This window comes from uncultured Comamonas sp. (assembly GCF_964277875.1).
Taxonomy (GTDB): domain Bacteria; phylum Pseudomonadota; class Gammaproteobacteria; order Burkholderiales; family Burkholderiaceae_C; genus Comamonas; species Comamonas sediminis.
Window position 1 is genome coordinate 40,867 of record NZ_CAXYJV010000011.1, and the last position, 25,361, is coordinate 66,227.

At 66.0% G+C, this 25,361-nt stretch carries 26 protein-coding genes; 22 read left to right on the top strand and 4 right to left on the bottom strand.

Going from position 1 to position 25,361, the window contains the following annotated elements:
- Window positions 1–27 precede the first annotated feature (27 nt).
- Entirely contained in the window at window positions 28–1,083 is a 1,056-nt protein-coding gene (locus tag ACHWUQ_RS05780) for a porin (RefSeq protein ID WP_239809385.1), read from the bottom strand.
- 324 nt (window positions 1,084–1,407) lie between these two features.
- Here ACHWUQ_RS05780 and coq7 point away from each other — a divergent pair, with 324 nt between their 5' ends.
- Entirely contained in the window at window positions 1,408–2,028 is a 621-nt protein-coding gene (gene coq7, locus ACHWUQ_RS05785; RefSeq protein WP_239809386.1) for a 2-polyprenyl-3-methyl-6-methoxy-1,4-benzoquinone monooxygenase, read from the top strand.
- 99 nt (window positions 2,029–2,127) lie between these two features.
- Here the strand turns inward: coq7 and ACHWUQ_RS05790 are convergent, their stop codons facing one another.
- Complete coding sequence (locus tag ACHWUQ_RS05790; protein ID WP_239809389.1) at window positions 2,128–2,577, bottom strand: OsmC family protein; 450 nt, start codon at window positions 2,575–2,577, stop codon at window positions 2,128–2,130.
- A 468-nt stretch (window positions 2,578–3,045) separates the two neighbouring features.
- On the opposite strand from ACHWUQ_RS05790, the gene ilvA reads away from it, so the two are divergent.
- Genes ilvA through ACHWUQ_RS05805 form a run of 3 tightly spaced genes read left to right on the top strand, consistent with a single transcriptional unit; the run spans window position 3,046 to window position 6,055 of the window.
- Window positions 3,046–4,614 (top strand): threonine ammonia-lyase, biosynthetic, encoded by a 1,569-nt coding sequence (gene ilvA / locus ACHWUQ_RS05795; RefSeq protein WP_394680575.1) that lies wholly within the window; start codon window positions 3,046–3,048, stop codon window positions 4,612–4,614.
- A 23-nt stretch (window positions 4,615–4,637) separates the two neighbouring features.
- Window positions 4,638–5,474, top strand: coding sequence for an adenosylcobinamide-GDP ribazoletransferase (cobS, locus tag ACHWUQ_RS05800; RefSeq protein ID WP_312527418.1), 837 nt, complete (start codon window positions 4,638–4,640; stop codon window positions 5,472–5,474).
- Window positions 5,471–6,055: a histidine phosphatase family protein gene (locus tag ACHWUQ_RS05805; protein WP_394680576.1), complete on the top strand. Its 585-nt coding sequence runs from the start codon at window positions 5,471–5,473 to the stop codon at window positions 6,053–6,055. The genes cobS and ACHWUQ_RS05805 overlap by 4 nt, the downstream gene beginning before the upstream one ends.
- A 44-nt stretch (window positions 6,056–6,099) precedes the next feature.
- Here ACHWUQ_RS05805 and ACHWUQ_RS05810 read toward each other — a convergent pair whose 3' ends face one another.
- A complete protein-coding gene (locus ACHWUQ_RS05810) occupies window positions 6,100–6,693 on the bottom strand; it encodes a type II secretion system protein N (protein ID WP_313332630.1) in 594 nt (197 codons plus the stop codon).
- A gap of 64 nt (window positions 6,694–6,757) precedes the next feature.
- Between ACHWUQ_RS05810 and gspG the strand changes: the two genes are divergently transcribed.
- From gspG to ACHWUQ_RS05880, 14 genes are all read left to right on the top strand, one after another.
- Window positions 6,758–7,213: a type II secretion system major pseudopilin GspG gene (gene gspG / locus ACHWUQ_RS05815; RefSeq protein WP_239809394.1), complete on the top strand. Its 456-nt coding sequence runs from the start codon at window positions 6,758–6,760 to the stop codon at window positions 7,211–7,213.
- A gap of 54 nt (window positions 7,214–7,267) precedes the next feature.
- On the top strand, window positions 7,268–7,717 hold the full coding sequence (locus ACHWUQ_RS05820; protein WP_312461659.1) for a prepilin-type N-terminal cleavage/methylation domain-containing protein: 450 nt from the start codon (window positions 7,268–7,270) through the stop codon (window positions 7,715–7,717).
- On the top strand, window positions 7,683–8,108 hold the full coding sequence (gspI, locus tag ACHWUQ_RS05825) for a type II secretion system minor pseudopilin GspI (protein WP_239809395.1): 426 nt from the start codon (window positions 7,683–7,685) through the stop codon (window positions 8,106–8,108). The genes ACHWUQ_RS05820 and gspI overlap by 35 nt, the downstream gene beginning before the upstream one ends.
- Window positions 8,108–8,815, top strand: coding sequence for a prepilin-type N-terminal cleavage/methylation domain-containing protein (locus tag ACHWUQ_RS05830; protein WP_394680577.1), 708 nt, complete (start codon window positions 8,108–8,110; stop codon window positions 8,813–8,815). The genes gspI and ACHWUQ_RS05830 overlap by 1 nt, the downstream gene beginning before the upstream one ends.
- Entirely contained in the window at window positions 8,812–9,819 is a 1,008-nt protein-coding gene (gene gspK, locus ACHWUQ_RS05835) for a type II secretion system minor pseudopilin GspK (RefSeq protein WP_394680578.1), read from the top strand. The genes ACHWUQ_RS05830 and gspK overlap by 4 nt, the downstream gene beginning before the upstream one ends.
- A 72-nt stretch (window positions 9,820–9,891) precedes the next feature.
- A complete protein-coding gene (gene gspL / locus ACHWUQ_RS05840; RefSeq protein ID WP_394680579.1) occupies window positions 9,892–11,145 on the top strand; it encodes a type II secretion system protein GspL in 1,254 nt (417 codons plus the stop codon).
- Complete coding sequence (gspM, locus tag ACHWUQ_RS05845) at window positions 11,142–11,696, top strand: type II secretion system protein GspM (protein WP_239809399.1); 555 nt, start codon at window positions 11,142–11,144, stop codon at window positions 11,694–11,696. Before gspL ends, gspM begins: the two co-directional genes overlap by 4 nt.
- A gap of 14 nt (window positions 11,697–11,710) precedes the next feature.
- Window positions 11,711–12,520, top strand: a complete 810-nt coding sequence (gene gspN / locus ACHWUQ_RS05850) for a type II secretion system protein N (RefSeq protein ID WP_394680580.1) — start codon at window positions 11,711–11,713, stop codon at window positions 12,518–12,520.
- Window positions 12,521–12,524: 4 nt separating this feature from the next.
- Window positions 12,525–14,843 carry a type II secretion system secretin GspD gene (gene gspD, locus ACHWUQ_RS05855; RefSeq protein WP_394680581.1) on the top strand — a complete coding sequence of 773 codons (2,319 nt, stop codon included), beginning with the start codon at window positions 12,525–12,527 and terminating at the stop codon, window positions 14,841–14,843.
- Between the two features lie 24 nt (window positions 14,844–14,867).
- Window positions 14,868–16,229 carry a GspE/PulE family protein gene (locus ACHWUQ_RS05860; RefSeq protein ID WP_239809402.1) on the top strand — a complete coding sequence of 454 codons (1,362 nt, stop codon included), beginning with the start codon at window positions 14,868–14,870 and terminating at the stop codon, window positions 16,227–16,229.
- 71 nt (window positions 16,230–16,300) lie between these two features.
- Window positions 16,301–16,582, top strand: coding sequence for a hypothetical protein (locus ACHWUQ_RS05865; RefSeq protein WP_021025524.1), 282 nt, complete (start codon window positions 16,301–16,303; stop codon window positions 16,580–16,582).
- A 111-nt stretch (window positions 16,583–16,693) separates the two neighbouring features.
- Window positions 16,694–17,710, top strand: coding sequence for an LLM class flavin-dependent oxidoreductase (locus ACHWUQ_RS05870; RefSeq protein WP_312412273.1), 1,017 nt, complete (start codon window positions 16,694–16,696; stop codon window positions 17,708–17,710).
- Between the two features lie 93 nt (window positions 17,711–17,803).
- The gene (locus ACHWUQ_RS05875; protein WP_394680582.1) at window positions 17,804–18,373 is read left to right on the top strand and encodes a hypothetical protein; all 570 of its coding nucleotides are present in this window, start codon (window positions 17,804–17,806) and stop codon (window positions 18,371–18,373) included.
- A 98-nt stretch (window positions 18,374–18,471) separates the two neighbouring features.
- On the top strand, window positions 18,472–19,806 hold the full coding sequence (locus ACHWUQ_RS05880) for a glycerate kinase (RefSeq protein WP_394680583.1): 1,335 nt from the start codon (window positions 18,472–18,474) through the stop codon (window positions 19,804–19,806).
- A 33-nt stretch (window positions 19,807–19,839) separates the two neighbouring features.
- Here the strand turns inward: ACHWUQ_RS05880 and ACHWUQ_RS05885 are convergent, their stop codons facing one another.
- Window positions 19,840–20,757, bottom strand: coding sequence for a LysR family transcriptional regulator (locus tag ACHWUQ_RS05885; protein ID WP_239809406.1), 918 nt, complete (start codon window positions 20,755–20,757; stop codon window positions 19,840–19,842).
- A gap of 212 nt (window positions 20,758–20,969) precedes the next feature.
- Between ACHWUQ_RS05885 and gcl the strand changes: the two genes are divergently transcribed.
- From gcl to ACHWUQ_RS05905, 4 genes are read left to right on the top strand one after another with little or no spacing between them, the layout of a single operon-like run.
- Window positions 20,970–22,760, top strand: a complete 1,791-nt coding sequence (gene gcl / locus ACHWUQ_RS05890) for a glyoxylate carboligase (RefSeq protein ID WP_394680584.1) — start codon at window positions 20,970–20,972, stop codon at window positions 22,758–22,760.
- 32 nt (window positions 22,761–22,792) lie between these two features.
- Entirely contained in the window at window positions 22,793–23,596 is an 804-nt protein-coding gene (hyi, locus tag ACHWUQ_RS05895; protein WP_394680585.1) for a hydroxypyruvate isomerase, read from the top strand.
- Between the two features lie 51 nt (window positions 23,597–23,647).
- Window positions 23,648–24,562: a 2-hydroxy-3-oxopropionate reductase gene (gene glxR, locus ACHWUQ_RS05900; RefSeq protein ID WP_239809409.1), complete on the top strand. Its 915-nt coding sequence runs from the start codon at window positions 23,648–23,650 to the stop codon at window positions 24,560–24,562.
- Between the two features lie 38 nt (window positions 24,563–24,600).
- Window positions 24,601–25,299, top strand: coding sequence for a helix-turn-helix transcriptional regulator (locus ACHWUQ_RS05905; protein ID WP_394680586.1), 699 nt, complete (start codon window positions 24,601–24,603; stop codon window positions 25,297–25,299).
- Window positions 25,300–25,361: the final 62 nt, after the last annotated feature.

The following is a 25,361-nucleotide window of genomic DNA, read 5'->3' on the forward strand; positions in this document are numbered from 1 at the left end:
GAGTAGCTAGGAAACCCTAGCCATTCATTAGAAAGCGTGACGCACACCAACGGTGATAGCGTTTTGGTTCTTGCCAGCGCGGGCTGGGTCGATGCCCAGGCCGTTAGCCGACAGGCTCATGGTTTCGCTCTTCTGGTTCTTCAGGAAAGCGTAGGTGCCGTACAGAGCGGTGCGCTTCGACAGGTTGTGGACATAGCCCAGCGACAGCTGGTGAGCCTTGCCTTCGATTTCCTTGTTGTCGTAGTAGTTGTAAGCCAGACGTGCTTCGCCAGCAGCGCCGACAGCAGCCGTTGCGCCCAGACCAGCGGACTGGAACTTAGCCTTGCTGCCACCACCCACTGGGGTGCTTTGCACTTGACGGATCAGACCCGACAGCTTGAAAGCGCCGAAGTTGTAAGCAGCGCCCAGACCCAGACCTTGAGCCTTTTCGAAGCTGGTGGTTGGATCGTTTTGCTGGTCGTAAGCAATACCGGCGCTCAGAGGGCCGTTGTTGTAACCAGCGGACACGCCGATGTAACGCTTAGCGGAGCTGTCGCCAGCGGTTTCGCCGAAGCCGTAGTTCACGCCAGCGGTGAAGCCGGACATGTTAGGGGTGTAGTACGAAACCATGTTGCCCACGCGAACTGGGTCGCCGAAGCCGTAGGTGCCGTTGCCGAAGCTGAAGTTTTGGCCGATACCAACTTGGCCGAACACGTCGTAGCCAGACACGGTGTTGTAAGCTGCGGTCAGTTCACGACCCAGACGCACTTCACCGAAGTTGCCCATCAGGGACACGGTGGAACGACGCTTGAACTCGAAGCCAGGACCTGCAGCGCCGCCGCCGGAAGCGGTACCGCTGTCGTTCTGGATTGCGCCTTCCAGCCAGAAACCAGCCTTCAGACCGCCACCCAGATCTTCCACGCCGCGGAAGCCCAGACGGCTGGTGGCGTTACCGGAGTTGGTCAGACCGTAGTTGCTTTCGCCACCGCTGGTCTTAGCGTAGGTCACGCCAGCATCAACGATACCGAACAGGGTCACGGAAGATTGAGCCATTGCGGCGCCGGAAGCGGCCAGCACTGCCAAGGCAACAAGAGATTTTTTCATTGCGAGTTACTCCAAGGTTTAACAGACGGCGCTGGTACGGGGGGGTTGATGTCAGCCTCACGGTTCTGCACAACTTCTACCTGCTCCCGCGCCAACCTCCTAGTGTGGAAGTTCTCTCTATTTCAACAGACCGCAGGCGGTTGCGCAAACAAATTCCCCCACTTGAGGACCTATTCGCTGTAAATCGTTGCTTGAGTGCAACGTTTAACGAATGTCAGCCGCCGTCCAATTTTTCGACAAAAAATTTGCTGCAAAACAAGCCGTTTCAGAGGAGATTCGCCATGTTTGCAGCGGGGTGTATTCTACTGGTTAGCATGACACCCTATGCAAGAACGACTCCTTTGCGCAGCAGATACTGCGCTGCGCACCCTGTTTGCAACACCCCGTGCGGCCACCCCTTCGCCTGCCACGGGCATGGACGAGCCCGATCTCAGTCCTGAGGAGAAGAAGCTCTCCGCTTCCTATATGCGTGTCAACCATGTGGGCGAGGTCTGCGCACAGGCGCTCTACACCGCCCAGGCCATGGTCACCCGCGACGCGCATCTGCGCGAACACCTGCTGGACGCCGCCCAGGAAGAAATGGACCACCTGGCCTGGACCCACCAGCGCCTGCAGGATCTGGGCGAGCGCCCCAGCCTGCTCAACCCGCTGTGGTTTGCCGGCGCTTTCGTGATTGGCACCGTGGCCGCCACGGTCAGCGACCGCGCCAGCCTGGGTTTTGTCGAAGAGACCGAGAACCAGGTATCCTTGCACCTGCAATCGCACCTGGAGCTGTTGCCCGCACACGACGCACCTTCGCGCGCCGTCGTCAGCCAGATGAAAGCCGACGAAGAACGCCATGCCGCCGCGGCGGTGGACGCCGGCGCCCTGCCCGTGCCCCTGCCCGCCCGGATGCTGATGAAGATCGCCTCCAAGGTGATGACGGTGACGGCGCACCATATATAAAGAGGACTGACTGGTCGCCGAGATCGCCAGCCAAGCCGCCCAACAAAAAGCCGCCCTGCAAGGCGGCTTTTCTGCAACATCGCTCGCGCACTGTGCTTTTTAGCCTTCCACCAGGTCAAACCCCGTGGTGATCTCGGCCGTCTTGCCCAGCATGATGCTGGCCGAGCAGTATTTCTCGTGGCTCATTGCGATCGCGCGTTCCACGGCGGCTGGCGGAATGCCCTTGCCGGTGACGGTGAACTGCATATGGATCTTGGTGAACACCTTGGGCTCGGTGTCGGCGCGCTCGGCCTTCAGGGCCACGGTGCAGTTTTTCACATCGTGGCGGCCGCGCTTGAGGATCAGCACCACGTCATAGGCCGTGCAGCCGCCGGTGCCGGCCAGCAGCAGCTCCATCGGGCGGGCCGCGAAGTTCTGGCCGCCGTTGGCCGGGTTGGCCGCGTCGGGCGCGCCATCCATGGCCACCACATGGCCGCTGCCGGTCTCTGCCACAAAGCCCATTCCGGAGCGGGCGCCGCTCGCACCCGTCCACGTCACCGTGCATTCCATTGCATCTCTCCAAAAATCAGACGCCACAAGTGTGGCAGATCTGCCCTACCCCCTGCTATTTGTTGCTGTCTATCAACAGCATTGGAGAAAAAAATGGTTGCGGGCATTATTTTGCTGCATCGCAGCAGAAACATCGCTATACTTGAACCCATCTGCTGCTCCACAGCCAGGCGATGCCAAAACTGCTGGATGTAGCTTGCAAGTTGTCTCCTCCACCTCTCAAATGGTGGTTTCAAGCCCCTGATTCACATCAGGGGCTTTTTTTCTGCCTGTCGCTGGCGCAAATCCACTGCCGGTCCGCTCCAGTGAACGCCAGCGGTTATAGTGCATCGGTCTTTCGATCACCTGATGCCCGCCACCCCCGCCCATGCCGCCACCCGCGCATGTCTTGCGGGCTGGCGCATCAACCAGGCGCGCCATCCGCATGCGCTACCTTCTCGTTGCCTCATTTCTCTAGCGTGCATCCCTATGCCCACCAAGACTGCTGCCGCGCTGACGCCGGCCGATTACCTGAAGAAAATTCTCACTGCGCGTGTCTATGACGTGGCCATTGAATCCAGCCTGGACTCAGCCAAGAACCTCAGCCGCCGCCTGCACAACAAGGTGCTGCTCAAGCGCGAAGACCAGCAGCCGGTATTCAGCTTCAAGCTGCGGGGTGCCTATAACAAGATGGCCCATCTGACGGCCGACCAGCTCAAGGCGGGTGTCATTTGCGCCTCGGCAGGCAACCATGCCCAGGGTGTGGCGCTGTCGGCCAGCCGCATGGGCACCCGTGCCGTCATTGTGATGCCGACCACGACGCCGCAGGTCAAGGTCGATGCCGTCAAGGGCCTGGGGGGCGAGGTGGTGCTGATGGGCGAGAGCTTCAGCGATGCCTACGAGCACTCGTTGACGCTGCAAAAGGAACAAGGCCTGACTTTTGTCCACCCTTTCGACGACCCTGATGTGATCGCCGGCCAGGGCACGATCGCGATGGAGATCATGCGCCAGGTGCAGAAAATCGGCTCCTCGCCGCTCAATGCGGTCTTTGTCGCGATTGGCGGCGGCGGACTGATCGCCGGGGTGGCCAACTACATCAAGGCCGTACGGCCCGAGATCAAGGTCATCGGCGTGCAGATGAACGATTCGGACGCGATGATCCAGTCGGCCCGCGAAGGCAAGCGCGTGGCACTGAACGATGTGGGCCTGTTTGCCGATGGCACCGCCGTCAAGCTGGTGGGCGAGGAAACCTTCCGCGTTGCCCATGGCCTGGTCGATGAATACATCACAGTCGACACCGATGCCGTCTGCGCTGCGATCAAGGACATCTTTGTCGACACCCGCTCCATCGTCGAGCCCTCGGGCGCGCTGGCCGTGGCCGGCATCAAGCAGTATGTGGCCAGGAACAAGACCAAGGGCGAGACCTATGCCGCGATCCTGAGCGGCGCCAACATGAACTTCGACCGCCTGCGCTTTGTCGCCGAGCGCGCCGATGTGGGCGAGGAAAAGGAAGCGCTGTTTGCCGTCACCATTCCGGAGGAGCGCGGCAGCTTCAAGCGTTTCTGCGAAGTCATTGGCAACCTGCCCGGTGGCGCACGCAGCGTGACCGAATTCAACTACCGCATCAGCGATGACCGGCGCGCCCATGTCTTTGTCGGCATCTCGACCAACAGCAAGGGCGAGTCGGAAAAGATCTGCCGCAACTTCCAGAAAAACGGCTTTGAAGCGCTGGACCTGACCTTTGACGAGCTGGCCAAGGAGCATGTGCGCCACATGGTCGGCGGGCGCTCGCAGCTCGCGCAGGACGAGCGCCTGCTGCGCTTCATCTTCCCCGAGCGGCCCGGCGCACTGTTCAAGTTCCTGAGCCTGATGGCCCCGAACTGGAACATCTCGCTGTTCCACTACCGCAACCAGGGCGCAGACTATGGGCGCATCCTTGTCGGCATGCAGGTGCCCAAGGAAGATTCGCACAGCTTTGAGCAGTTCCTGAACAACCTGGGCTACCCCTGGATCGAAGAGACCCAGAACCCGGCCTACCGCTTGTTCCTGCAGGCTTAACGCCGAACGAGCCCAGCCGCAGCATGCAAGCCTTGCGCCATTTTCTGTTGGCGGTGCAGTTTTTCACCCGCATTCCCATCACCGGCAAGCTGGGCGACTGGGTGGGCTACAGCCCCGAGATGCTGCGCGCCAGCGCCGGCCATTTCCCCGGTGTGGGCTGGATCGTGGGCCTGGTGGCCGCCGGTGTGCTGGCCGCCAGCAGCCTGCTGCTGCCGTCTGGCAATGGCTACAGCCCACTGGCCGCTGCGGTGCTCAGCACCTTGGCCACCGTGCTGCTCACCGGCTGTTTCCATGAAGATGGCCTCAGCGATGTGGTCGATGGCCTCGGCGGCAGCTACCAGCGTGAGCGCGCGCTGGAGATCATGAAAGACTCGCGCATCGGTGCCTATGGCGCAATGGCCATGGTGCTGGCCGTGCTCGGCAAGACCGCCCTCATCGCGCTGCTCGCCAGCCACAGCCTGGCGCTGGCCATGGCAAGCCTGGTGGCCGCCCATGTCATCGCCCGCCTCTGGCCCATGTTCGTCGTGCGCAGCCTGCCCCATGTGGGCGACAGCGCCTCGTCCAAAAGCAAGCCGCTGGCGGCCTTTATCAGCCGCAAAGGCCTGGCTTGCTGCGTAGCCTGGTCCTTGCCTGCCGCGTTGCTGCTGGGCCTGGCCCAAGGCTGGGTGGTGCTGCTGCTGGCGCTGGTGCTCAGCGCCGCCGCTGCGCTGTGGATGCGCCAGTGGCTGCAGCGCCGCCTGCAAGGCTTCACCGGCGACGGCCTGGGCGCTGCCGAGCAGGTCAGCGAAATCGCGTTCTACCTGGGTGCAGCGCTGTCGCTGGGCCCTGCCGGCAGTTGGCTGGCCCAGGCGCTGGCATGACGGCGCTGTGGCTGCAGCGCCATGCCCAGCCGCTGGTGGCGCCGGGCGTCTGCTACGGCCGCACGGACATGGCTGCCGACGACAAGGCCACCGCCGCCGCCGCACAAGCGCTGCAAAGCGCCTGGACGGCCGAGGCGCTGCCGGCCGGCACCGTCTGGCACTCCCCGCTGCAGCGCTGCACGCAGCTGGCCGCCGCCTTGCAGACGCAGGCACCAGCATTCCAGCTGCGCGCCTGCAACGATCTGGCAGAAATGGACTTTGGCGCCTGGGAAGGCCAGCGCTGGGATGGCATTGCACGCGAGGAGATGCAGGCCTGGACGGCCGACTTCATGGCCTATGCGCCAGGCGGCGGCGAATCGCTGGCCACGATGATGGCGCGCATCACGCGTGCGCTGGATGCCGCGCGCCAACAGGCGCGGGAAACGGGCCAGCCCGTTCTCTGGATCAGCCACGCGGGAGTCGCGCAATGCGCGCATTGGCTGCTGACCAGGGGCCAACGGCTGCCGCTGGCCAAGGACTGGCCCTCGGTCAAACTCGCTTATGGGGAATGGCTCCGATTGCCGCTGTTCGGCGATCTGTAAGAACCCTCAGCCACCCAACAAACTTTTACGTAAAGCGCCAGCGCTCAGTCGCGCAGCGAACCCGTGCTGCGGTCCACATTCGCCGCGGTGGCCGGAACAGGCGCTGGCACAGAAGCAGCCGCTTGCGGGGCCGCAGCCACGGTATTGGGTGCGGTAGCGGGGACCGGCGCAGCCACGGCATCCACCGGGCGCAACGCAGGCAGGTTGATGGTGACAGCGGCCGGGCCATCGACACCAGCGCCCAGGCTCACGGCGCGCGGGGCATCACTGCGCAGCGCCTGCAGCACCAGGCCATCGGCAACGGTCGCGCCCACGCGGAACACCTTGGCTGGCTGGTCATCGACGGCGATGACGGCAGCGCCTCCGCCACTGTCCTTGCCCACCATCACACCCAGCAGGCGCCAACGGGTGGGGGCAGCGGGCGCCGCAACGGGAGCGCCATCCTGCACGCCCAAGAGGCGCGCCATTGCGGCGCCATCGACCTGCACCGGGGCAGGCCCACCGGCCTGGGGGGCCGACAGCACCTGGCGCGGCGCCGACAGCTTGAGCCCCCAGAACACCGCCAATGCCGCAGCGCCAGCCCACAAAAGGCCGGCCGCCAACCGAGGAGACCAGGGGTTGCGTGATAGTGTCACCATTCGCAGATTATGATGCACCCAGATGTCAGTTTCACCACTTTGCCCCCTGAGACCTGAGAGCATGATGTTTTCCTTACGCCCGCAGTCTGCTGCACGCCGCATCCAAGCCAACCTCCAGCGCGGCTTTACCCTGATCGAGCTGATGGTGGTGCTGGTCATCATCGGCGTGCTGGCCGCGCTGATCGTGCCCAACGTGATTGGCGCTGCCGACGAGGCCCGCGTGACCGCCGCGCGCACCGATATCACCAACATCAGCGGCGCGCTCAAGCGCTACCGGCTGGACAACCAGCGCTACCCCACCGCCGAGCAAGGCCTGGCTGCGCTGATCAACCGCCCCACCTCCGGCCCCGCGCCGATGAACTGGAAACCCTATCTGGAAAAGCTGCCCAATGACCCCTGGGGCCACCCCTACCAGTACCTGAACCCTGGCGTCAAAGGCGAGGTCGATGTGATGAGCTTTGGCGCCGATGGCCAGGCCGGCGGTGAAGGCAACAATGCCGACATCGGCAGCTGGCAATAAGCCCGCCTGATTCCTGCTTTCTGCCTTTTCCCGCTGCCCCGCTCTCCGGCCTCCATGCCCCGCGCCCTTGCACACCCCCTCCAGCCGCGCCGCCAGCGCGGCTTTACCTTGATGGAGCTGCTGGTCGTCATCACGTTGATGGCGCTGGCCAGCGCCGGCGTGGTGTTTGCGATGGGCGACAACAGCCAGGACCAGCTTCAGCGCGAAGGCCAGCGCCTGGCCGCGCAGCTGGAGGCCGCCCGGGCCCAGTCTCGCGCCAGCGGCCAGCCAGTGCGCTGGCGGGCCGACAGCCAGGGCTTTGTGATCGAAGGCCTGCAAGGCGGCACCCGCCAGGGCGCCTGGCTGCATCCGCCGGTGGCAGTGCGCAGCAGTGGCGATATCATCCTGGGGCCCGAGGCACTGATCGGCCCCCAGACGGTGGTGCTGGCCTACCCCAACCGCAGCGCGGGCAGCATTGCCGTGGCCACCGATGGTGTGCGCCCCTTTGCGCTGCAGGCCCCCTGAACCCTTTCCCGACAAGCACCGCGTGCGCAGCAAGTCCTCGCCCCACTCCGGCTTCACCCTGATCGAGGTGCTGGTCGCGCTCGCCATTGTCGCGATCGCCTTGCTCGCCGGCGGCAAGGCGATGAACGCGCTGACCCAGACCGCAGGGCGCCAAAGCGATGTGATGCTCGCGCAGATCTGCGCCGAAAACCAGCTGATCGCCGCGCGCCTCTCCCAGCAACTGCCCGGGCTGGGCACCACCAGCGTGGCCTGCGAGCAGGCCGGCCGCCTGTTCGATGTGCGCGTAGGCGTGTTTGCCACGCCCAACCCGGATTTCCGCCGCATCGATGCCCATGTGTTCTCCGGTGGCGCACCTTTGCTGCGCCTCAGCACCATCGTGGGGAGGTACTGATGCAGCGCTTCCCCCGTTTCAGTCAGCAGCGCAGCCAGGGCTTTACCCTGATCGAGCTGTTGATCGCCATCTCCATCCTGGCCGTGATGACCATCGCCAGCTGGCGCGGCATCGATGGCATGGTGCGCGCCCAGCAGCAGGCCCGCGATTACAGCGAAGAGGTGATGGTGGTGCAGGCTGCACTGTCGCAGTGGAACACCGACCTCCATGGCATCGAGCGCGTCTCCAGCACCACCCCGCTGGACTGGGATGGCCGCGTGCTGCGGCTCACGCGCCGCAGCAGTGACATCAACGAGCAAGGCCTGCGCGTCGTCAGCTGGGCCCAGCACCGCCTGGGCAACCGCGACTACTGGGTGCGCTGGCAATCCTCGCCAGTGCGTGATCTGCAGCAATGGCAGCAGGCCTGGGACATGGCCGCCCATGCCGTCACCAACAGCGCCATCACCAACAATTCCGGCGACGGCGGCCCGCAGCAAACCGTGCTGATGCCCATCAGCGGCTGGCAGCTGCTGTATTTCCGGGGCAACAGCTGGAGCAACCCGCTGTCCAGCCAGGGCGCCAATCCCCAGACCGATGCCAACAACCCCACGACGGTGGCGCTGCCCGATGGCATCCGCCTGCGCCTGGAGCTGCCTGCACCGGGCGCGCTGTCGGGCGTCATCACCAACGACTGGGTCAACCCCATCGTGTCGGGCAACAAATCATGAAGCCGCTCCGCATCCCCGCTCGCGGCCAGCGCGGTGCAGCACTGCTGGCCGCCATGCTCACCGTCACCCTGGTGGCCACCATTGCCGCCAGCGCCGTCTGGCAGCAATGGCGCAATCTCGAGGTCGAAGGCGCCGAGCGCACCCGCGTGCAGGCCGCCTGGTTGCTACTGGGCGGTCTGGATTTTTCTCGCCAGGTGCTGCGCCAGGATGCGCGCGTGGGCGGCCCCGATTCGCTGTCCGAGCCCTGGTCGGTGCCGCTGGCCGAAGCACGCCTGTCCACCTTTTTGCAGGCCTCCAACAACCAGAGCAATGCCGATGACAGCAGCATCGATGCTGCCCAGGCCTTTCTGTCGGGCGCGATTGTCGATGCCCAGGCGCGCCTCAACATCCGCAACCTGGTCTCCAACAACCAGATCAATACCGTTGCGCTGCGCCAGTTCCAGCGCCTGTTCGAGCGCCTGGGTCTGCCCGGTGCCGAGCTGACCGTCCTCAGCCAGCAGGCGCTGGCCGCGCTGCGCAGCGAGGGCAAGGCCGCCAATGCGCCGCTGCTGCCCCGCACCTACAAGGAGCTGGCCTGGTGGGGCCTGTCGCCGTCCACCCTGACCCAGCTGGAGCCCTATGTGGTGCTGCTGCCCCAGGAGAGCAGGGTCAACGTCAATACCGCCTCGGCCACCGTCATCTGGGCCGCCGTGGAGGGCCTGGATTTTGCAACGGCCCAGCAAATCACCCAGATGCGGCTGAACAAGGCTTTCGAGAGCACCGCCGAACTACAGCAGCGCTTCAGCAACAACACCGCGCTCACCAATGCCAACGCACTGCTCGATGTCAAATCGGTGTATTTCGAAGTCTGGGCGCGCCTGCGCTTTGACGACCTGGTGGTGCAGGAGAAATCCCTGGTCTACCGCCAGGGACTGAATGTAACGACCGTGGTGCGCGAGCGCGGTGCCGCGCTGGCCACCAGCCTGATGGGCGATGGCAGCGGCAACCCGGTGGCGGCGCGCTAACAGAAACATGATGACAAACGTATTGCAGTTTGGTGAAGCCGAGCCCTCTACAATGCAGCGCACAACACGCTCATGAGTACCTTACTGATTTCACTGCCGCTGGCCGCTGGGCCGGACACGGCGCCCAGCGCAGCCGGAAGCTATAGCTACGCCCTGTCTCCGGATGGCGTGGCCATCAGCCAGCAAGGCACCACCACCGCTGGCCTGCTGCCCCAACCCGGCCGCGCCGGTGAGGTGGTGGCCGTGGTACCGGCGGCCCTGCTGTCATGGCAACGGGTCAGCCTGCCCCAAGGCGTGGGCCCGGGCTCGCCCCGGCTGCGTGCCGTGCTCGAGGGACTGCTCGAAGAGCGCCTGCTGGACGACCCGGCCCAATTGCACTTCGCGTTGCAACCCGATACCCGTGCCACCGGCCAGGGCGAACCGATCTGGGTTGCCTGCTGCCCACGCCAGTGGCTGCGCGAGCATCTGCAGGTGCTCGAAGCCGCAGGCCGCGCCGTAGCCCGCGTGGTGCCCAGCCATGCGCCGGGCGAGCCGTCGCCCGATGGCGCGCAGATCCTGGTCACCGGCAGCCCTGAGCTGGCGCAGGCCGTGGTCTATGGCACCGGCAGCGCCGATGCAGTGCTGGTGCTGCCCGTCTCGCGCGAGAGCGCAGCACTGCTGCCCTCGCTCGGCCCCGACAGCATCGTGCATGCCGAGCCGGCCGTGGTCAGCACCACCGAACACTGGCTGCAGCGGCCGGTGCAGCTCTACAGCCCTGCACAGACCATGCGCGATGCTGCACGCAGCGACTGGGACCTGGCGCAGCTCGAATTTGCCAACAGTGGGCGCAACCGCCTGCAACGGCGCCTGGGCAGCGGCCTCAATGATGTGCTCCATGCCCCGGCATGGCGCCCGGCGCGCTGGGCCGTGCTGGCTCTGGTGGTGCTCAGCCTGGTGGGCGCCAATATCTGGGCCTGGCAAGAGCGCCAGCAGCTGCAGGCCAAGGCCGCACTGGTGCGCAGCACCTTGACCCAGGCCTTCCCCAACGTGCAAGTCGTGGTCGATGCGCCCGTGCAGATGGCACGCGAAGTCGCCAACCTGCGCCAGGCCTCGGGCGGCTTGTCGCCGTCAGACGCCGAACCGCTGCTGGCCGCTGCCGGCCAGGCGCTGTCCAGCCTGCCCGCAGGTACGGTGCCGAGCACGGTCGAATACAGCGGCGGTGAGCTGCGCCTGCGCGGCCTGCCCACCGATGGCTTTGATGCCTTCCGCCAGAAACTGCAAGCCCAGGGCCTGCAGGCCCAGATGCAAAACGACCAGTGGGTCATCCGCGCGCAGGCCCAGCCATGAAGAAACACTCCTCCCGCCCGCCGGCATCTGCAGCGGCCTCGTCCTCCGCAGCCCAACTGCTGCGCCAACGCTGGCGCGCGCTGGATGCGCGTGAGCGCCGGGGCGTCAGCCTGGCCGCTGGCGTGGTGCTGATTGCGCTCCTGTGGTGGCTGGCCATTGCGCCGGTGCTGCAGACCTGGCGCAGCGCGCCCGCCGCACATGCGCAGCTGGACCAGCAGCTCGCCCGCATGCAGGCCTTGCAGGCCGAAGCGCGCCAGCTGCAATCGGCCACTACGATCACCGCCACGCAGGCACGCCAGCAGCTCGAAGCCTCGCTCACGCAGCAGCTGGGCACCAGCGCCAAACTGACGGTGCTCGGCGAGCGCGTGACGGTCACGTTGAGCCGCGCCTCGGCCGCCTCCACCCAGCGCTGGCTGGGCCAGGTGCGGGCCAATGCGCATGCGATTGCCACCGAGTTGCGCCTGACCCGCGACGAGCCGGCCAAGGGCGCAGGCTCCGCTGCCGCGCCCACCTGGTCGGGCAACATCGTCTTGCAGTTGCCGGCCCAGTAAGCGGCACACAGCGCATGGCCCGGCAACGCTTGAACCCCACCCTGCCCCACGGCAGCGCCCGTGCGCCCTGGCGCTGGGCAGCATTGGGCGCCTGCACGGGCGGTCTGGCCGCCCTGGTGCTGTTTGCGCCCGCACACTGGTTGGCGCAGAGCCTGGCCTGGGCCAGCCAGGGCCAGCTGCAGCTGCGCGAGCCGCGTGGCACGGTCTGGAACGGTTCCGCCCAGTGGGTGTTGACTGGCGGACAGGCCAGCCGCGACCAGATGGCCCTGCCCGGCCGGGTGGACTGGGCATTGCGCCCCAGCCTGCGGGGCTTGAACATGCGCTGGAACGCCAGCTGCTGCATGGCCGCGCCCCTGCCCATCCGCATCCAGCCCCATTGGGGCGGTGCCAAGGTGCAACTGGGCGCGCATGAAAGCCGCTGGCCGGCATCGCTGCTGGTGGGTCTGGGTACGCCCTGGAACACCCTCCAGCCCCAGGGCCAGCTGCTGCTCAAGACCCATGATCTGTCGCTGGCACTCAATGCCGGGCGCCTGCAGGTCGAAGGCGGCGCCGATCTGGATGTGATGGCGGTGACCTCCCGCCTGTCGACGATACAGCCGCTGGGCAGCTACCGCCTGCAACTGCAAGGGGGTGACAGCACCAGCTTGCAGCTGACCACCCTGGATGGCGCGCTCCAGCTCAAAGGCCAGGGCCAATGGGTGGGCCAGCGCCTGCGTTTTCAGGGGGAAGCCTGGGCCGCCGAAGGGCGCGAGGCGGCTCTCGCAAATCTATTGACTATGATCGGGCAGCGCAGCGGAAGCCGCGTGCTGCTCTCGGTTGGTTGAACATATGATGCATTACCACTCTCCCATTTATCGATTTGCGCTGCACTCCATTGCGGCGAGCGTCCTTCTAATGGGCGGCAATGGCGCGGCGCTTGCGCAGACGGCTGTCAACGCCGGCACTGCCAGCATTCGCCCCGGCGAGCCGGTGACCCTGAACTTTGCCAATGCCGACATCGAGTCCATCGCGCGCACGATGGCCACCATCACCGGCAAGAGCGTGGTGGTGGACCCGCGCATCAAGGGCACGATGAACCTGGTGACCGACAAACCCGTCTCGCCCCAGGCTGCGTTCGAGCAGTTCCTCGCCGCCTTGCGGCTGCAGAACTACACCGTGGTCGAGGCCGCAGGCCTCTACAAGGTCGTGCCCGAGGCCGATGCCAAGCTGCAGGGCGGCACGGTGCGCATCACCCAGGGCGGCGCCGGCGGGCAGGTGCCCGGTGGCAGCCAGATCGTCACCCAGATCTTCAAGCTCAACTTCGAGAGCGCCAACAACCTGGTGCCAGTGCTGCGTCCGCTGATCAGCCCCAACAACACCATCAATGTGAACCCGGGCAACAACTCCCTGGTCATCACCGACTACGCCGACAACCTGCAGCGCCTCTCGCGCATCATCGCGTCGATGGATGTGGCCAACGCCAGCGATGTGGAAGTGGTGCCGCTCGAGCATGCGGTGGCCACCGACATCGTGCCCATGCTGCAGCGCCTGCTGGAAGGCGGCCAGACCGTGTCCGCCAGCGGCACGGCCACTGCCGGCGCAGCCCCGGGCGCCGCGCAGACCGACAACGCCTACCGCACCTCGGTGCTGGCCGACCCGCGCACCAACAGCATCCTGCTGCGCGCGGCCAACCCGGCACGCCTGTCGCAGGCCAAGATGCTGATCGGCAAGCTCGACAGCCCCAGCCGGGGCGCCAACGCCTCGGGCAACATCCATGTGGTCTACCTGCGCAATGCCGATGCCACCGCGCTGGCGACGACCTTGCGCGCGGCGCTGGCCGGCCAGGACGGCAACAGTGCAAGCCCCTCCACCAACCTGTCGAGCAGCGGCAGCAGCGGTGGGCTCAGCACCAATACGCGCAGCGGCCTTACCTCGCTCGGTGGCAGCACCAGCGGCACGCTGGGCAACAGCGCCAGCAACAGCAGCGCTGGTGGCCTGGGCTCGGGCGCGCGCCTGGGCACCGGCACCTCGTTGGGCACCTCGGGCGACAGCGGAAGCGCCACCGGCGGCATCATCCAGGCCGACACGGCCACCAACTCGCTGATCATCACCGCGCCCGAGCCGCTGTACCGCCAGATCCGCTCGGTCATCGACCAGCTCGACAGCCGCCGCGCCCAGGTGCTGGTCGAGAGCCTGATCGTTGAAGTCAGCGCCGAGAAGGCCGCGCAGTTTGGCGTGCAGTGGCAGAGTCTGCTGGGCCAGGGCAACAACGTCGTCGGCGTCATCGGCAACAACTTCACCGTGGGCGGGGCCAACCTGTTCAACCTGGCCGCCGGCATTGCCAATGGCACCTACAGCACCCTGCCCAGCGCCGGCATGAATGCCGGTATCGCCTTCAAGCACAACGGCGAATATGTGCTGGGCGCGCTGGCCAACCTGCTGCAGACCAATGCCGATGGCAATGTGCTGGCCACCCCCAACCTGCTGACCCTGGACAACCAGGAAGCGCAGATCCTGGTCGGCCAGAACGTGCCCTTCGTCACCGGCTCCTACGCCAACAGCACGGGCAGCAGCACCGTCAACCCCTTCACCACGGTGGAGCGCAAGGACGTGGGCCTGACCCTGCGCGTGCGCCCGCAAATCAATGCCAACGGCACCGTCAAGCTGACGATCTACCAAGAAACCTCCAACGTGCTCGACGGCACGACCACCAATGCCAATGGCCCCACCACCAACAAGCGCTCGATCGAATCGACCGTGCTGGTGGACGACGGCTCGGTGATCGTGATCGGCGGCCTGCTGCAAGACCAGTACTCCGGCTCGGTGCAGAAAGTGCCTTACCTGGGCGATATCCCCGGCATTGGCGCGCTGTTCCGCAGTGACACCCGCTCGCGCAAGAAGACCAACCTGATGGTCTTCCTGCGCCCCGTGGTGATGCGCGATGCCGCCGCCACCCAGCAGGTCAGCATGGACCGCTACGAGCTGATGCGCGGCGCGCAGATTGCCGCCCAGCCAGAGCAAAGCACGCGCGTGCCGATCAACGATTCGTCCATCATCACGCCGATGGGCCAGCAGACCTCGGGCACGCCACTGGGCTACTCGGAAACACCGGTGATCGAGTCCCGCCCGCTGACCGTGACGCCGCAAGGCATGCGCTTCGAGCCCTGATAGCGCGCACAGAGAGCCGAACCCATGCGCCACCCCCTGCCCTATGCCTTTGCGCGCAGCAGCCAGTTGCTGCTGGAAGAAGATGCCGGCCAGCACCTGCTGTGGCACGGCGCGCAGCCCCAGGGCTCCGCGCTGTCCGAGGTGCTGCGCAAGTACCCCGTGCAGCACCTGGCCCAGCTGGACGATGCCGAACTGGCCCAGCGCATCAGCGCCGCCTATTCGCACAGCGAATCCAATGCCGCCACCGTGATCAGCGAGGTGGAAGAAGGCACCGACCTCTCGCGCATGATGCAGGACATCCCCGCCGTCGAGGACTTGCTCGAATCGGCTGGCGATGCTCCCATCATCCGCATGCTCAACGCGCTGCTCACGCAAGCTGCGCGCGACGGCGCCTCGGACATCCACATCGAGCCCTATGAGCGCCATTCCAGCGTGCGCTTTCGCATCGATGGCTCGCTGCGCGAAGTGGTGCAACCCCACCGCGCGCTGCATGCGGCGCTGATCTCGCGCCTCAAGATCATGGCCGATCTGGACATCTCGGAAAAACGCCTGCCCCAGGACGGCCGCATCAGCCTGCGCCTGGGCACCCGCGCCATCGATGTGCGGGTCTCCACCCTGCCCAGCGCCCATGGCGAGCGCGCCGTGCTGCGTCTGCTCGACAAGAGCGAATCCAAGCTCAGCCTGGGCTCGGTCGGCATGCAGGGCGAAACGCTGGCGCGCTTTGAAAAACTGGTGGCCCAGCCGCACGGCATCGTGCTGGTGACCGGCCCCACCGGCTCGGGCAAGACCACCACCTTGTATGCGGCGCTCAGCGGGCTCGATGCCAGCCAGGGCAACATCATGACGGTGGAAGACCCGATCGAGTACGAGCTCTCGGGCATCGGCCAGACCCAGGTCAACCCCAAGATCGACCTGACCTTTGCCAAGGCGCTGCGCGCCATCCTGCGCCAGGACCCGGACATCATCATGATTGGTGAAATCCGCGACTTCGAAACCGCGCAGATCGCCATCCAGGCCTCGCTGACCGGTCACTTGGTACTGGCCACTTTGCACACCAACGATGCAACCAGTGCCATCACCCGCCTGACCGACATGGGCGTCGAGCCGTTTCTGCTGTCCTCCTCGCTCTTGGGCGTGCTGGCACAGCGCCTGGTGCGCCGCATCGACGACAGCGACCCCAGCGGCTACCGGGGCCGCACCGGCATCTTCGAGTTACTGGTGGTGGACGAGGCCATCCGCGCCCAGATCCACGCCCAGGCACCCGAGTCCGAGATCCGCAACCAGGCGATGGCCAACGGCATGCACCTGATGCGCGAGGACGGCGAGCGCCTGGTGCGCGAAGGCATCACCAGCGCAGAAGAAGTCGTGCGCGTCACCCGCGATTGACAACGCCCCTCCCCATACCCTGGCGGCGCCGACCGCGCCAACGGGTATTGGCGATTTGACACAATCGCCCCATGTTGGAATCGCTCAATACCCTCGTCGCGCCCTACGGCGGCATGTTGTTTCTCTGGCTCACCGTGCTGGCCATCGCCAGCCTGGCGGCGCTGCGCCATTTTCAGCCGCGCATGTCCACCGCGCAGCTGCGCCGGCTGATGCGCATCGCCGGCCTGATGGCGCTGGTGATCTCCTGGTTTGCGATGCAGCAAGGCGAGCGCTACCTGGCGACGGCGCTGCTGGTGCTGCTCTGGGGAATTCTGGTGGGGATCAGCTGCGCGCGGGCGATTCGGCAGCGTTGAATTCAGGCAGCTTTTGCGCCGCCTCGGTCTGACTAAAACAAGGCTCCGGCCTACGCATTTCCCCCATACCCACAGTCAGCAAAGGATATTTGCCTAGGCAAGAATGTCCGCATGACTGAGACAAAAACACCCCCCGCGCTTTCGATGTTGGACCTGGTGGCTGTGCGCGAAGGCGGCACCGTTGCCCAGGCTTTGCAACTGGCCGTGCGCACGGCGCAGCATGTCGAGTCGCTCGGCTTTACGCGCTACTGGATGGCCGAACACCACAACATGCCGGGCATTGCCAGCTCGTCCACAGCCGTGTTGATCGGCCATGTGGCGGGTGCGACCCAGCACATCCGCGTGGGCTCGGGCGGCATCATGCTGCCCAACCATGCACCCTTGGTGGTGGCCGAGGCCTTTGGCACCTTGGCCGAACTCTACCCGGGCCGTATTGACCTGGGCCTGGGCCGCGCGCCAGGCACCGATGGCATGACGATGCGCGCCCTGCGCCGTGACCGGGTCGAGACCGAAGAAGATTTCCCCCGCGATGTGATGGAGCTGCAGCGCCTGCTGGGCCCCGCCCAACCCGGGCAGAAGCTGGTGGCCACGCCGGGCGCTGGCACTAATGTGCCGCTGTGGTTGCTGGGATCGAGCCTGTTCTCGGCCCAGTTGGCCGCGCACCTGGGCCTGCCCTATGCCTTTGCCTCGCACTTTGCGCCGCGCATGCTGCAGCAGGCCGTGCAGCTGTACCGCGACCTGTTCAAGCCCTCGGCTACGCTGGACAAGCCCTATGTGATCGTCGGCGCGCCGGTGATTGCAGCGCCTACCGACAGCGAGGCCGAGTTCCTCGCCAGCAGCACCTATCAGCGCGTGCTGGGCATTGTGACCGGCAAGCGCGGTCTGCTGCCGCCGCCGGTTGAAGGCTTTATGGACAGCCTGAACATGGCCGAGCGCCAGGCGATCGAAGGCTTTTTGGCCGTAGCCTCCATTGGCGGGCCCGAGCGGGTGCAGCAGCGCCTGAAGGTGCTGGCCCAGCACACCGGGGCCGACGAGCTGATGCTGGTTTGCGATGTCTATGATGGCGATTTGCGTCTGCGCTCGCTCGATATTGCCACGCAGGCCTTGCGTGCAGGCTACGCCGCCTAAGCAGCGGCTTAACCTGCGCCTTTCGCCCTGATCGGCGCCCTTTTTTCAGCAAAAGCGGCGCCGGTCCCACCTCACCCAGGCTATGCTTGCGCCATGTCTGCTCCCTCTAGAACCACCCTGCCAGTGGCACTGACGGCCTGCACCCTGCTGGCCGGCTGCCTGCAGCAGCCCCCCGACGATCCACCGCCACCCACGCCGCAGGCACAGGAGGCTGCGCCGGCCATGGCCCCGGCTGCAGCGGCCGCCCAGCCCCCAACCAGCGCCGGCAACGAAGACCCCGCGCTGGCGGCGCACATGCAAACGCCCGAGTTCCGCCGCGAATACCGCACCAAGCAAGAGCAATTGCAGACCGAGGCCGACGTGCAGGAGAAGGCTCCCTGGCTGGGCAGCACCGGGTTGACGGAGGCCCAGGAGCGCTCCGTGCCGCGCTATGTGCGCATGGAACTGGGCCAGTCGCTGGCCAGCGCCGACCCGGTGCTGGCTGAGGATTTGCAGTACATCGGCCACTTTGCCGAGCTGGACGGCACCGTCTACTACTGGCGCATTCCCGACAAGGCCCATGCCCATGGCGACACCCATGCCGGCCCGGCCTATGTCTACATCCGCAAGGACACGGCGGGCGTGTTCTACACCGACTGGGGCAACCGCACGCCACCGGGCTGATGGCGGCCATCGCGGCTGTACAGCGCGTGACCCGGAATAACGCCTATTCCACCGGCGCGCGCCGCCTGCTTTCATAATGGCCAGCGGAGACCTACCGCATGAGCCACACCCCATCCCCAGCGCTGGCCGATCCCCGGCGCGATCCCCAGCAGTTTCTTCTGGACCTGTACCAGCGCGCGGTGCAGCGCGCCCAGCCGCTGCACAGCATGGCGCAGTACCTGCCGCCGCCGCCCAAGGGCCGCACCGTGGTGCTGGGCGCCGGCAAGGCGGGCGGCTCGATGGCGCAGGCGCTCGAAGCCCTGTGGCCCCAGGATGCACCGCTGTCGGGCCTGGTCGTCACCCGCTACGGGCATATTCCGCCCCGCCCTCCGGGGCTGGCCCAGCGCCTGGAGGTGGTTGAAGCCGCACATCCGGTACCCGATGCCGCCGGCCTAGCGGCAGCTGAACGCATACTGGCGCTGGCCCAAGGCTTGACCGCCGATGACCTGGTGCTCTGCCTGGTCTCGGGCGGCGGCTCCGCCCTGCTGACCCTGCCCGCCGACGGCATGGACCTGCAGGACAAGCAGCGCATCAACCAGGCCTTGCTGGAGAGCGGTGCGGCCATTGGCGAGATGAACTGTGTGCGCAAGCACCTCTCGCGCATCAAGGGCGGGCGCCTGGCTGCTGCCTGCCATCCCGCGAAGGTGGTGACCCTGACCATCAGCGATGTGCCTGGCGACGACCCCTCGGTCATCGCCAGCGGCCCCACGGTGCCCGATGCATCGACCTGCGCCGAGGCGCTGGCCATTCTGAACCGCTACCAGATCCAGTTGCCCGACAGTCTGCGCGCCGCGCTGGAGGATGGCGCGCTGGAAACCCCCAAGCCCGGCGATCCACGCTTTGCCGGCCACGAGGTGCATTTGATCGCCACGCCCCAGCAATCGCTGGATGCAGCGGCCGAAGCCGCCGTTGCCGCCGGTATTGCCGCCCATGTGCTGTCCGACGAGATCGAGGGCGAATCGCGCGAGATCGGCAAGATGCATGCAGCGTTGGCACGCGCCGTGACCCGCCATGGCAGCCCGTTTGCCAAACCTTGCGTCATCCTCTCGGGCGGCGAGACCACCGTGACCATCCGACCGCGCCAGCCCGGCGCGGCCAAGGGGCGCGGTGGACGCGCGGGCGAATTCTGCATGGGCCTGGCGCAGGCCTTGCAAGGCCAGGGCGGTGTCTGGGCGCTGGCGGCCGATACCGATGGTATCGATGGTGTGGAGGACAATGCCGGCGCGCGCGTGGCGCCCGACACATTGCAGCGCGCTGCGGCGCTGCAGCTGCGCCTGAGCGACCACCTGGACCGCAACGACGCCTATGGCTTTTTCGAGGCTTTGGGCGATCTGGTGGTGACCGGGCCGACGCACACCAACGTCAACGATTTTCGCGCCATTCTGATTCTGTGATCCGGGCTGCCAGGCTGGGCAGACGCTCCGCGCCTAGCCGCCTTGGGGCAGGTTCTCCCACCAGGCGGCATCAAAGCTGCCCTGCAGGAACGCGATAAAGGACTGCACCTTTTGCGGCACCAGGCGCGGTGAGGGGTAGACGGCGTGGATCTCCTGCTCCGGCAGGCGGCAGGTCTTGAGCACCTCGACCACGCGGCCCGCCTTCAGCGATTCATGCGCCACATAGCGCGGCAGCGCGGCGACGCCCATGTGCGAGCGCGCCGCAGCCAGCAAGGCCGAGAGGTTGTTAGAGCGCAGCCGCCCGGTGACCGGCACGGAGACGGACTCGCCACTGGCATTGCGCAGCCGCCAGACGTCATTGCCCTGCACACTGCTGTAGATCAGCGCCGAATGTTCTTTCAGTTCCGACGGCTTTCGGGGCGTGCCGTGCTTGCGCAGGTAGGCGGGCGAGGCCACCAGCACCCAGGGATTGACCCCCAGCATGCGCGCGCCCAGCGATGAATCGGCCAGCTTGCCCAGGCGCAGCGCCACATCGATGCCCTGGGCCACCAGGTCGGTGTAGCGGTCTTCAAAGCTCAGGTCCACCTGCACCTGCGGGTTGTGCTGCATGAACTCCATCGCCAGCGGAATCAGCACGCGCCGCCCAAACGCCACTGAGCTGCCAATGCGCAGCTGGCCCTGCACCTGCGTCTGCCGCACCTGCACCACATTGTCGGCATCGGCCACATCGCTGACGATGCGCTTGCATTTCTCGTAGTACAGCGCGCCCGCTTCGGTCAGGCTCACACCCCGCGTATTGCGGTTGAGCAGGCGCACTTTGAGCCGCGCCTCCATCGCTGCCACCTGCTTGGTCACCGTAGGCTGGGTCGATGAAAACTCCTGCGCCACCTTGGTGAAGCTGCCCGTTTCCACCACGCGCACAAACATGTGCATGGCATCGAGTCGGTCCATGGTTGTGTCTCCTGGGATAGCTGCGGCCTGGCAGGCCGCATGTCACATGCTGAGCGCTTTTTTGAACAGGTTCATAGCACCTCTGCGCCCGATGATGCGGCATGCAGCGCACCGCCGTCCATTCCTGGCTGGAATAAATTTTATGGTCCGCCTGCGCCTTCCGGCAAACGCCCGCCTTCCCTACAGTCGATCCCAGCTGTAAAGGAGACCCCATGGCCAAAATGAAAGCGATCGAAGCCGCCGTCCGCGTGCTGGAAAAAGAAGGTGTGAGCGTCACATTCGGCGTTCCCGGCGCTGCCATCAACCCGCTGTACGCAGCAATGAAGGAGCATGGCGGCATCAGCCATATCCTCGCCCGCCATGTCGAAGGCGCCAGCCACATGGCCGAGGGTTATACCCGCGCTGTGGCAGGCCATATCGGCGTCTGCATCGGCACCAGCGGGCCGGCCGGCACCGACATGATCACCGGGCTGTACTCGGCCAGCGCCGATTCGATCCCGATCCTGTGCATCACCGGCCAGGCGCCGCGCGCCCGGTTGCACAAGGAAGACTTCCAGGCCGTGGACATTGCCTCCATCGCCAAGACCGTGACCAAGTGGGCAGCCACCGTGCTGGAGCCCGCCCAGGTGCCCGGCGCCTTCCAGCAGGCCTTCCACCTGATGCGCTCCGGCCGCCCCGGCCCGGTGCTGATTGACCTGCCCATCGATGTGCAGCTGGCCGAGATCGAGTTCGACATCGACACCTACGAGCCTCTGCCCGTCTACAAGCCCGCCGCCACGCGCAAGCAGGCAGAGAAGGCCATCGCGATGCTCAATGCCGCCGAGCGCCCGTTGATCGTCAGCGGCGGCGGCGTCATCAATGCCGATGCCGCAGACCTGCTGGTGGAACTGGCGGAGACCCTCGATCTGCCGGTGATCCCCACGTTGATGGGCTGGGGCAGCATCCCCGATGACCACCCGTTGATGGCCGGCATGTGCGGCCTGCAGACCAGCCACCGCTATGGCAACGCCAGCATGCTGGCCTCGGATTTTGTGCTGGGCATCGGCAACCGCTGGGCCAACCGCCATACCGGCTCGGTCGATGTCTATACCAAGGGCCGCAAGTTCATCCATGTCGATATCGAGCCTACCCAGATCGGCCGCGTGTTTGCGCCCGATTACGGCATCGTCTCGGATGCCAAGGCCGCGCTGGAGCAGTTCGTCGCTGTCGCCAAGGACTGGAAGGCCGCAGGCAAGCTGCGCGACCGCAGCGCCTGGGTGGCCGACTGCCAGGGCCGCAAGAACAGCATCGACTACCTGCGCAAGACCCACTTCGACAACGTGCCGATGAAGCCCCAGCGCGTCTACCAGTGCATGAACCAGACCCTGGACCGCGACACCACCTATGTCTCCACCATCGGCCTGTCGCAGATTGCCGGGGCGCAGTTTCTGCATGTCTACAAGCCGCGCCACTGGATCAACTGCGGCCAGGCTGGCCCCTTGGGCTGGACCACGCCGGCCGCGCTGGGCGTGCGCGTGGCCGATCCGCAGCGCAAGATCGTTGCGCTGTCGGGCGACTACGACTTCCAGTTCATGATCGAGGAGCTGGCCGTGGGCGCGCAGTTCAAGCTGCCCTACATCCATGTGCTGGTCAACAACAGCTACCTGGGCCTGATCCGCCAGGCGCAACGCGCCTTCAGCATCGACTACTGCGTGCAGCTCGCCTTTGACAACATCAACATGGACGCCGGCGAGGCCGCGCGCGGCTATGGCGTGGACCACATCAAGGTGGTCGAAGGCCTGGGCTGCAAGGCCATCCGCGTGCACCGCCCCGAAGACTTTGCGCCCGCGATGGAGCAGGCCGAGGCCTGGATGGCCGAGCACCGCACGCCGGTCGTCATCGAATGCATTCTGGAGCGGGTGACCAATATCGCGATGGGCACCGAGATCGACAACGTCGTCGAGTTCGAAGGGCTGGCCACCGGCAAGGCCGATGCGCCCAGCGCCCTCGCGATGCTGGATTGAAGAGCCCCTCGTTTTTTAACCGGAGTTTTGCCATGCCCCGTTTTGCTGCCAACCTCAGCATGCTGTTTACCGAAGTGCCCTTTCTCGACCGCTTCGAGCGCGCCGCCCAGGCCGGCTTTGAGGCCGTGGAGTTTCTGTTTCCCTATGCCCATAGCGTCGAAGAGATCCGGCAGCGGCTCGATGCCACGGGCCTGCAGATTGTGTTGCACAACCTGCCTGCGGGCGATTGGGAGGCCGGCGAGCGCGGCATTGCCTGCGATCCCCGGCGGGTGGATGAATTCCGCGCCGGCGTTGCCAAGGCCGTCACCTATGCCCACGCGCTGGGCGTGCCCCAGCTCAACTGCCTGGCCGGCAAGGCGCCCGCCGGTGTGGATGCCGCCACCCTGCGCCGCACCCTGGTCGACAACCTGCGCTTTGCCGCAGCGGCGCTGAAGATGGCCAACCTGCGCCTGCTGGTCGAGCCCATCAATGCCTTCGACATTCCCGGCTTTTACCTCGGCCGTACGGACCAGGCGCTGGCCATTTTGGACGAAGTAGGCGCCGCCAATGCCTTTGTGCAGTACGACATCTACCATGCCCAGCGCAGCGAAGGCGAGCTGGCTGCCACCTTGCAAAAACACCTGGCCCGCATCGGCCATGTGCAGCTGGCCGACAACCCGGGCCGCCACGAGCCGGGCACGGGCGAGATCCACTACCCCTACCTGTTCGCGCACCTGGACCGCATCGGCTACAGCGGCTGGGTGGGTTGCGAATACAAGCCCGCGCAAAGCACCGAGGCGGGCCTGCACTGGCTGCAGACCGTGGCGGGCCAGAAGCGCGCGGCGGCCACTGCTTGACCGCCCCGGGACCGACACCCACACATCGATAAAAACCAAGGAGATTTCCGCATGCATGCAACGCCACTCAAACTGGGCTTTATCGGCCTGGGCATCATGGGCGCGCCCATGTGCAGCCACCTGATCGCCGCCGGCCACCAGCTGTTCATCAACACGCGCGGCAAGGTGCCCGCCGCCATCGCCGAGAGCAGCGCCACCCAATGCACATCGGTGCGCGGTGTGGCCGAGCGGGCCGACATCGTCTTTGTGATGGTGCCCGACACGCCCGACGTCGAGCAAGTGCTGTTTGCGGCTGATGGCCTGGCCGCCGGCCTCAAGGGCAGCAGCGGCAAGATTGTGGTCGATATGTCGTCCATCTCGCCGGTAGCGACCAAGGACTTTGCCAAGCGCATCACGGCACTGGGCGCGCAGTACCTGGATGCGCCGGTATCGGGCGGCGAGGTCGGGGCCAGGAATGCCACCCTGTCCATCATGGTCGGCGGGCCGGAGGCAGCCTTCGAGCGGGTCAAGCCGCTGTTCGAGACCCTGGGCAAGAACATCACCCTGGTAGGAGGCCATGGCGACGGCCAGACCGCCAAGGTGGCCAACCAGATCATCGTGGCGCTGAACATCGAGGCGGTGGCCGAGGCTCTGCTGTTTGCATCGCGTGCCGGTGCCGATCCGGCCCGGGTGCGCCAGGCACTGCTGGGCGGCTTTGCATCGTCCAAGATTCTGGAAGTGCATGCCGAGCGCATGATCCAGCGCACGTTTGATCCGGGCTTTCGCATCGCGCTGCACCAAAAGGACCTGAACCTGGCGCTGTCCAGCGCGCGCCAGCTCGGCGTGTCACTGCCCAACACCGCCCAGGCGCAGGAGCTGTTCAACAGCTGCGTGGCCCATGGCGGTGCGGGCTGGGACCATTCCGGCCTGGTACGTGCGCTGGAGATCCAGGCCAATTTCGAGATCGGGCAAAAAGCGCCGGGCTGAGCCAGCCGCAGGCCCGGCAGACCGGCTATGCTTGCGCGATGTCCCGCCCCGCCCGCCTGCTCCGCCTGCTCGATCTGTTGCGCCGCGCCCGCCAGCCCCAAACCGGCCCGGCGCTGGCCCAGACCCTGGAGGTGAGCCTGCGCACCCTCTACCGCGATATCGCCAGCCTGCGCGAGCAAGGCGCGGCCATTGAGGGCGATCCGGGCATTGGCTTTGAAATGCGGCCCGGCTTTTTGCTGCCGCCGCTGATGTTCAATGCCGATGAGCTCGAAGCCTTGCTGCTGGGCGCGCGCTGGGCCAGCCTGCAGGCCGACCCGCAACTGGCCAGTGCCGCCAGCGCCGCGATGGACCGCATCCGCAGCGCCCTGCCGCTGGAGCTGCGCATCGCAGTCGACACCAGCGGCCTGATGGTGCCCAACATGCAGCCCAACCCCCAGCCCGAGCCCTGGCAGACCGCGTTGCGCCGCGCGATCCGTGCCGAGCACAAGGTGGTGCTGCACTACGAGGACCAGCACGGCCGCCTGACCGAGCGCCTGGTCTGGCCCTTCGCCATGGCCTATTTCGACCGCAGCCGGGTGGTCTCTGCCTGGTGCGAGCTGCGCCAGGGCTTTCGCCACTTTCGGGCCGACCGGGTGCATGCGATGCAGGAACTGCAGGAGCGCTATCCGCAAAGCCGGCACAGCCTCATCCAGCAGTGGTTGGCAGAGACCGGCTATACCCTGGACGGCTGGTCCTAAGAACCTGCGGCTCCATGTCAGCTGCTGACAGTTTCTGTCAGCCTCCCTGCCTAACCTACGGG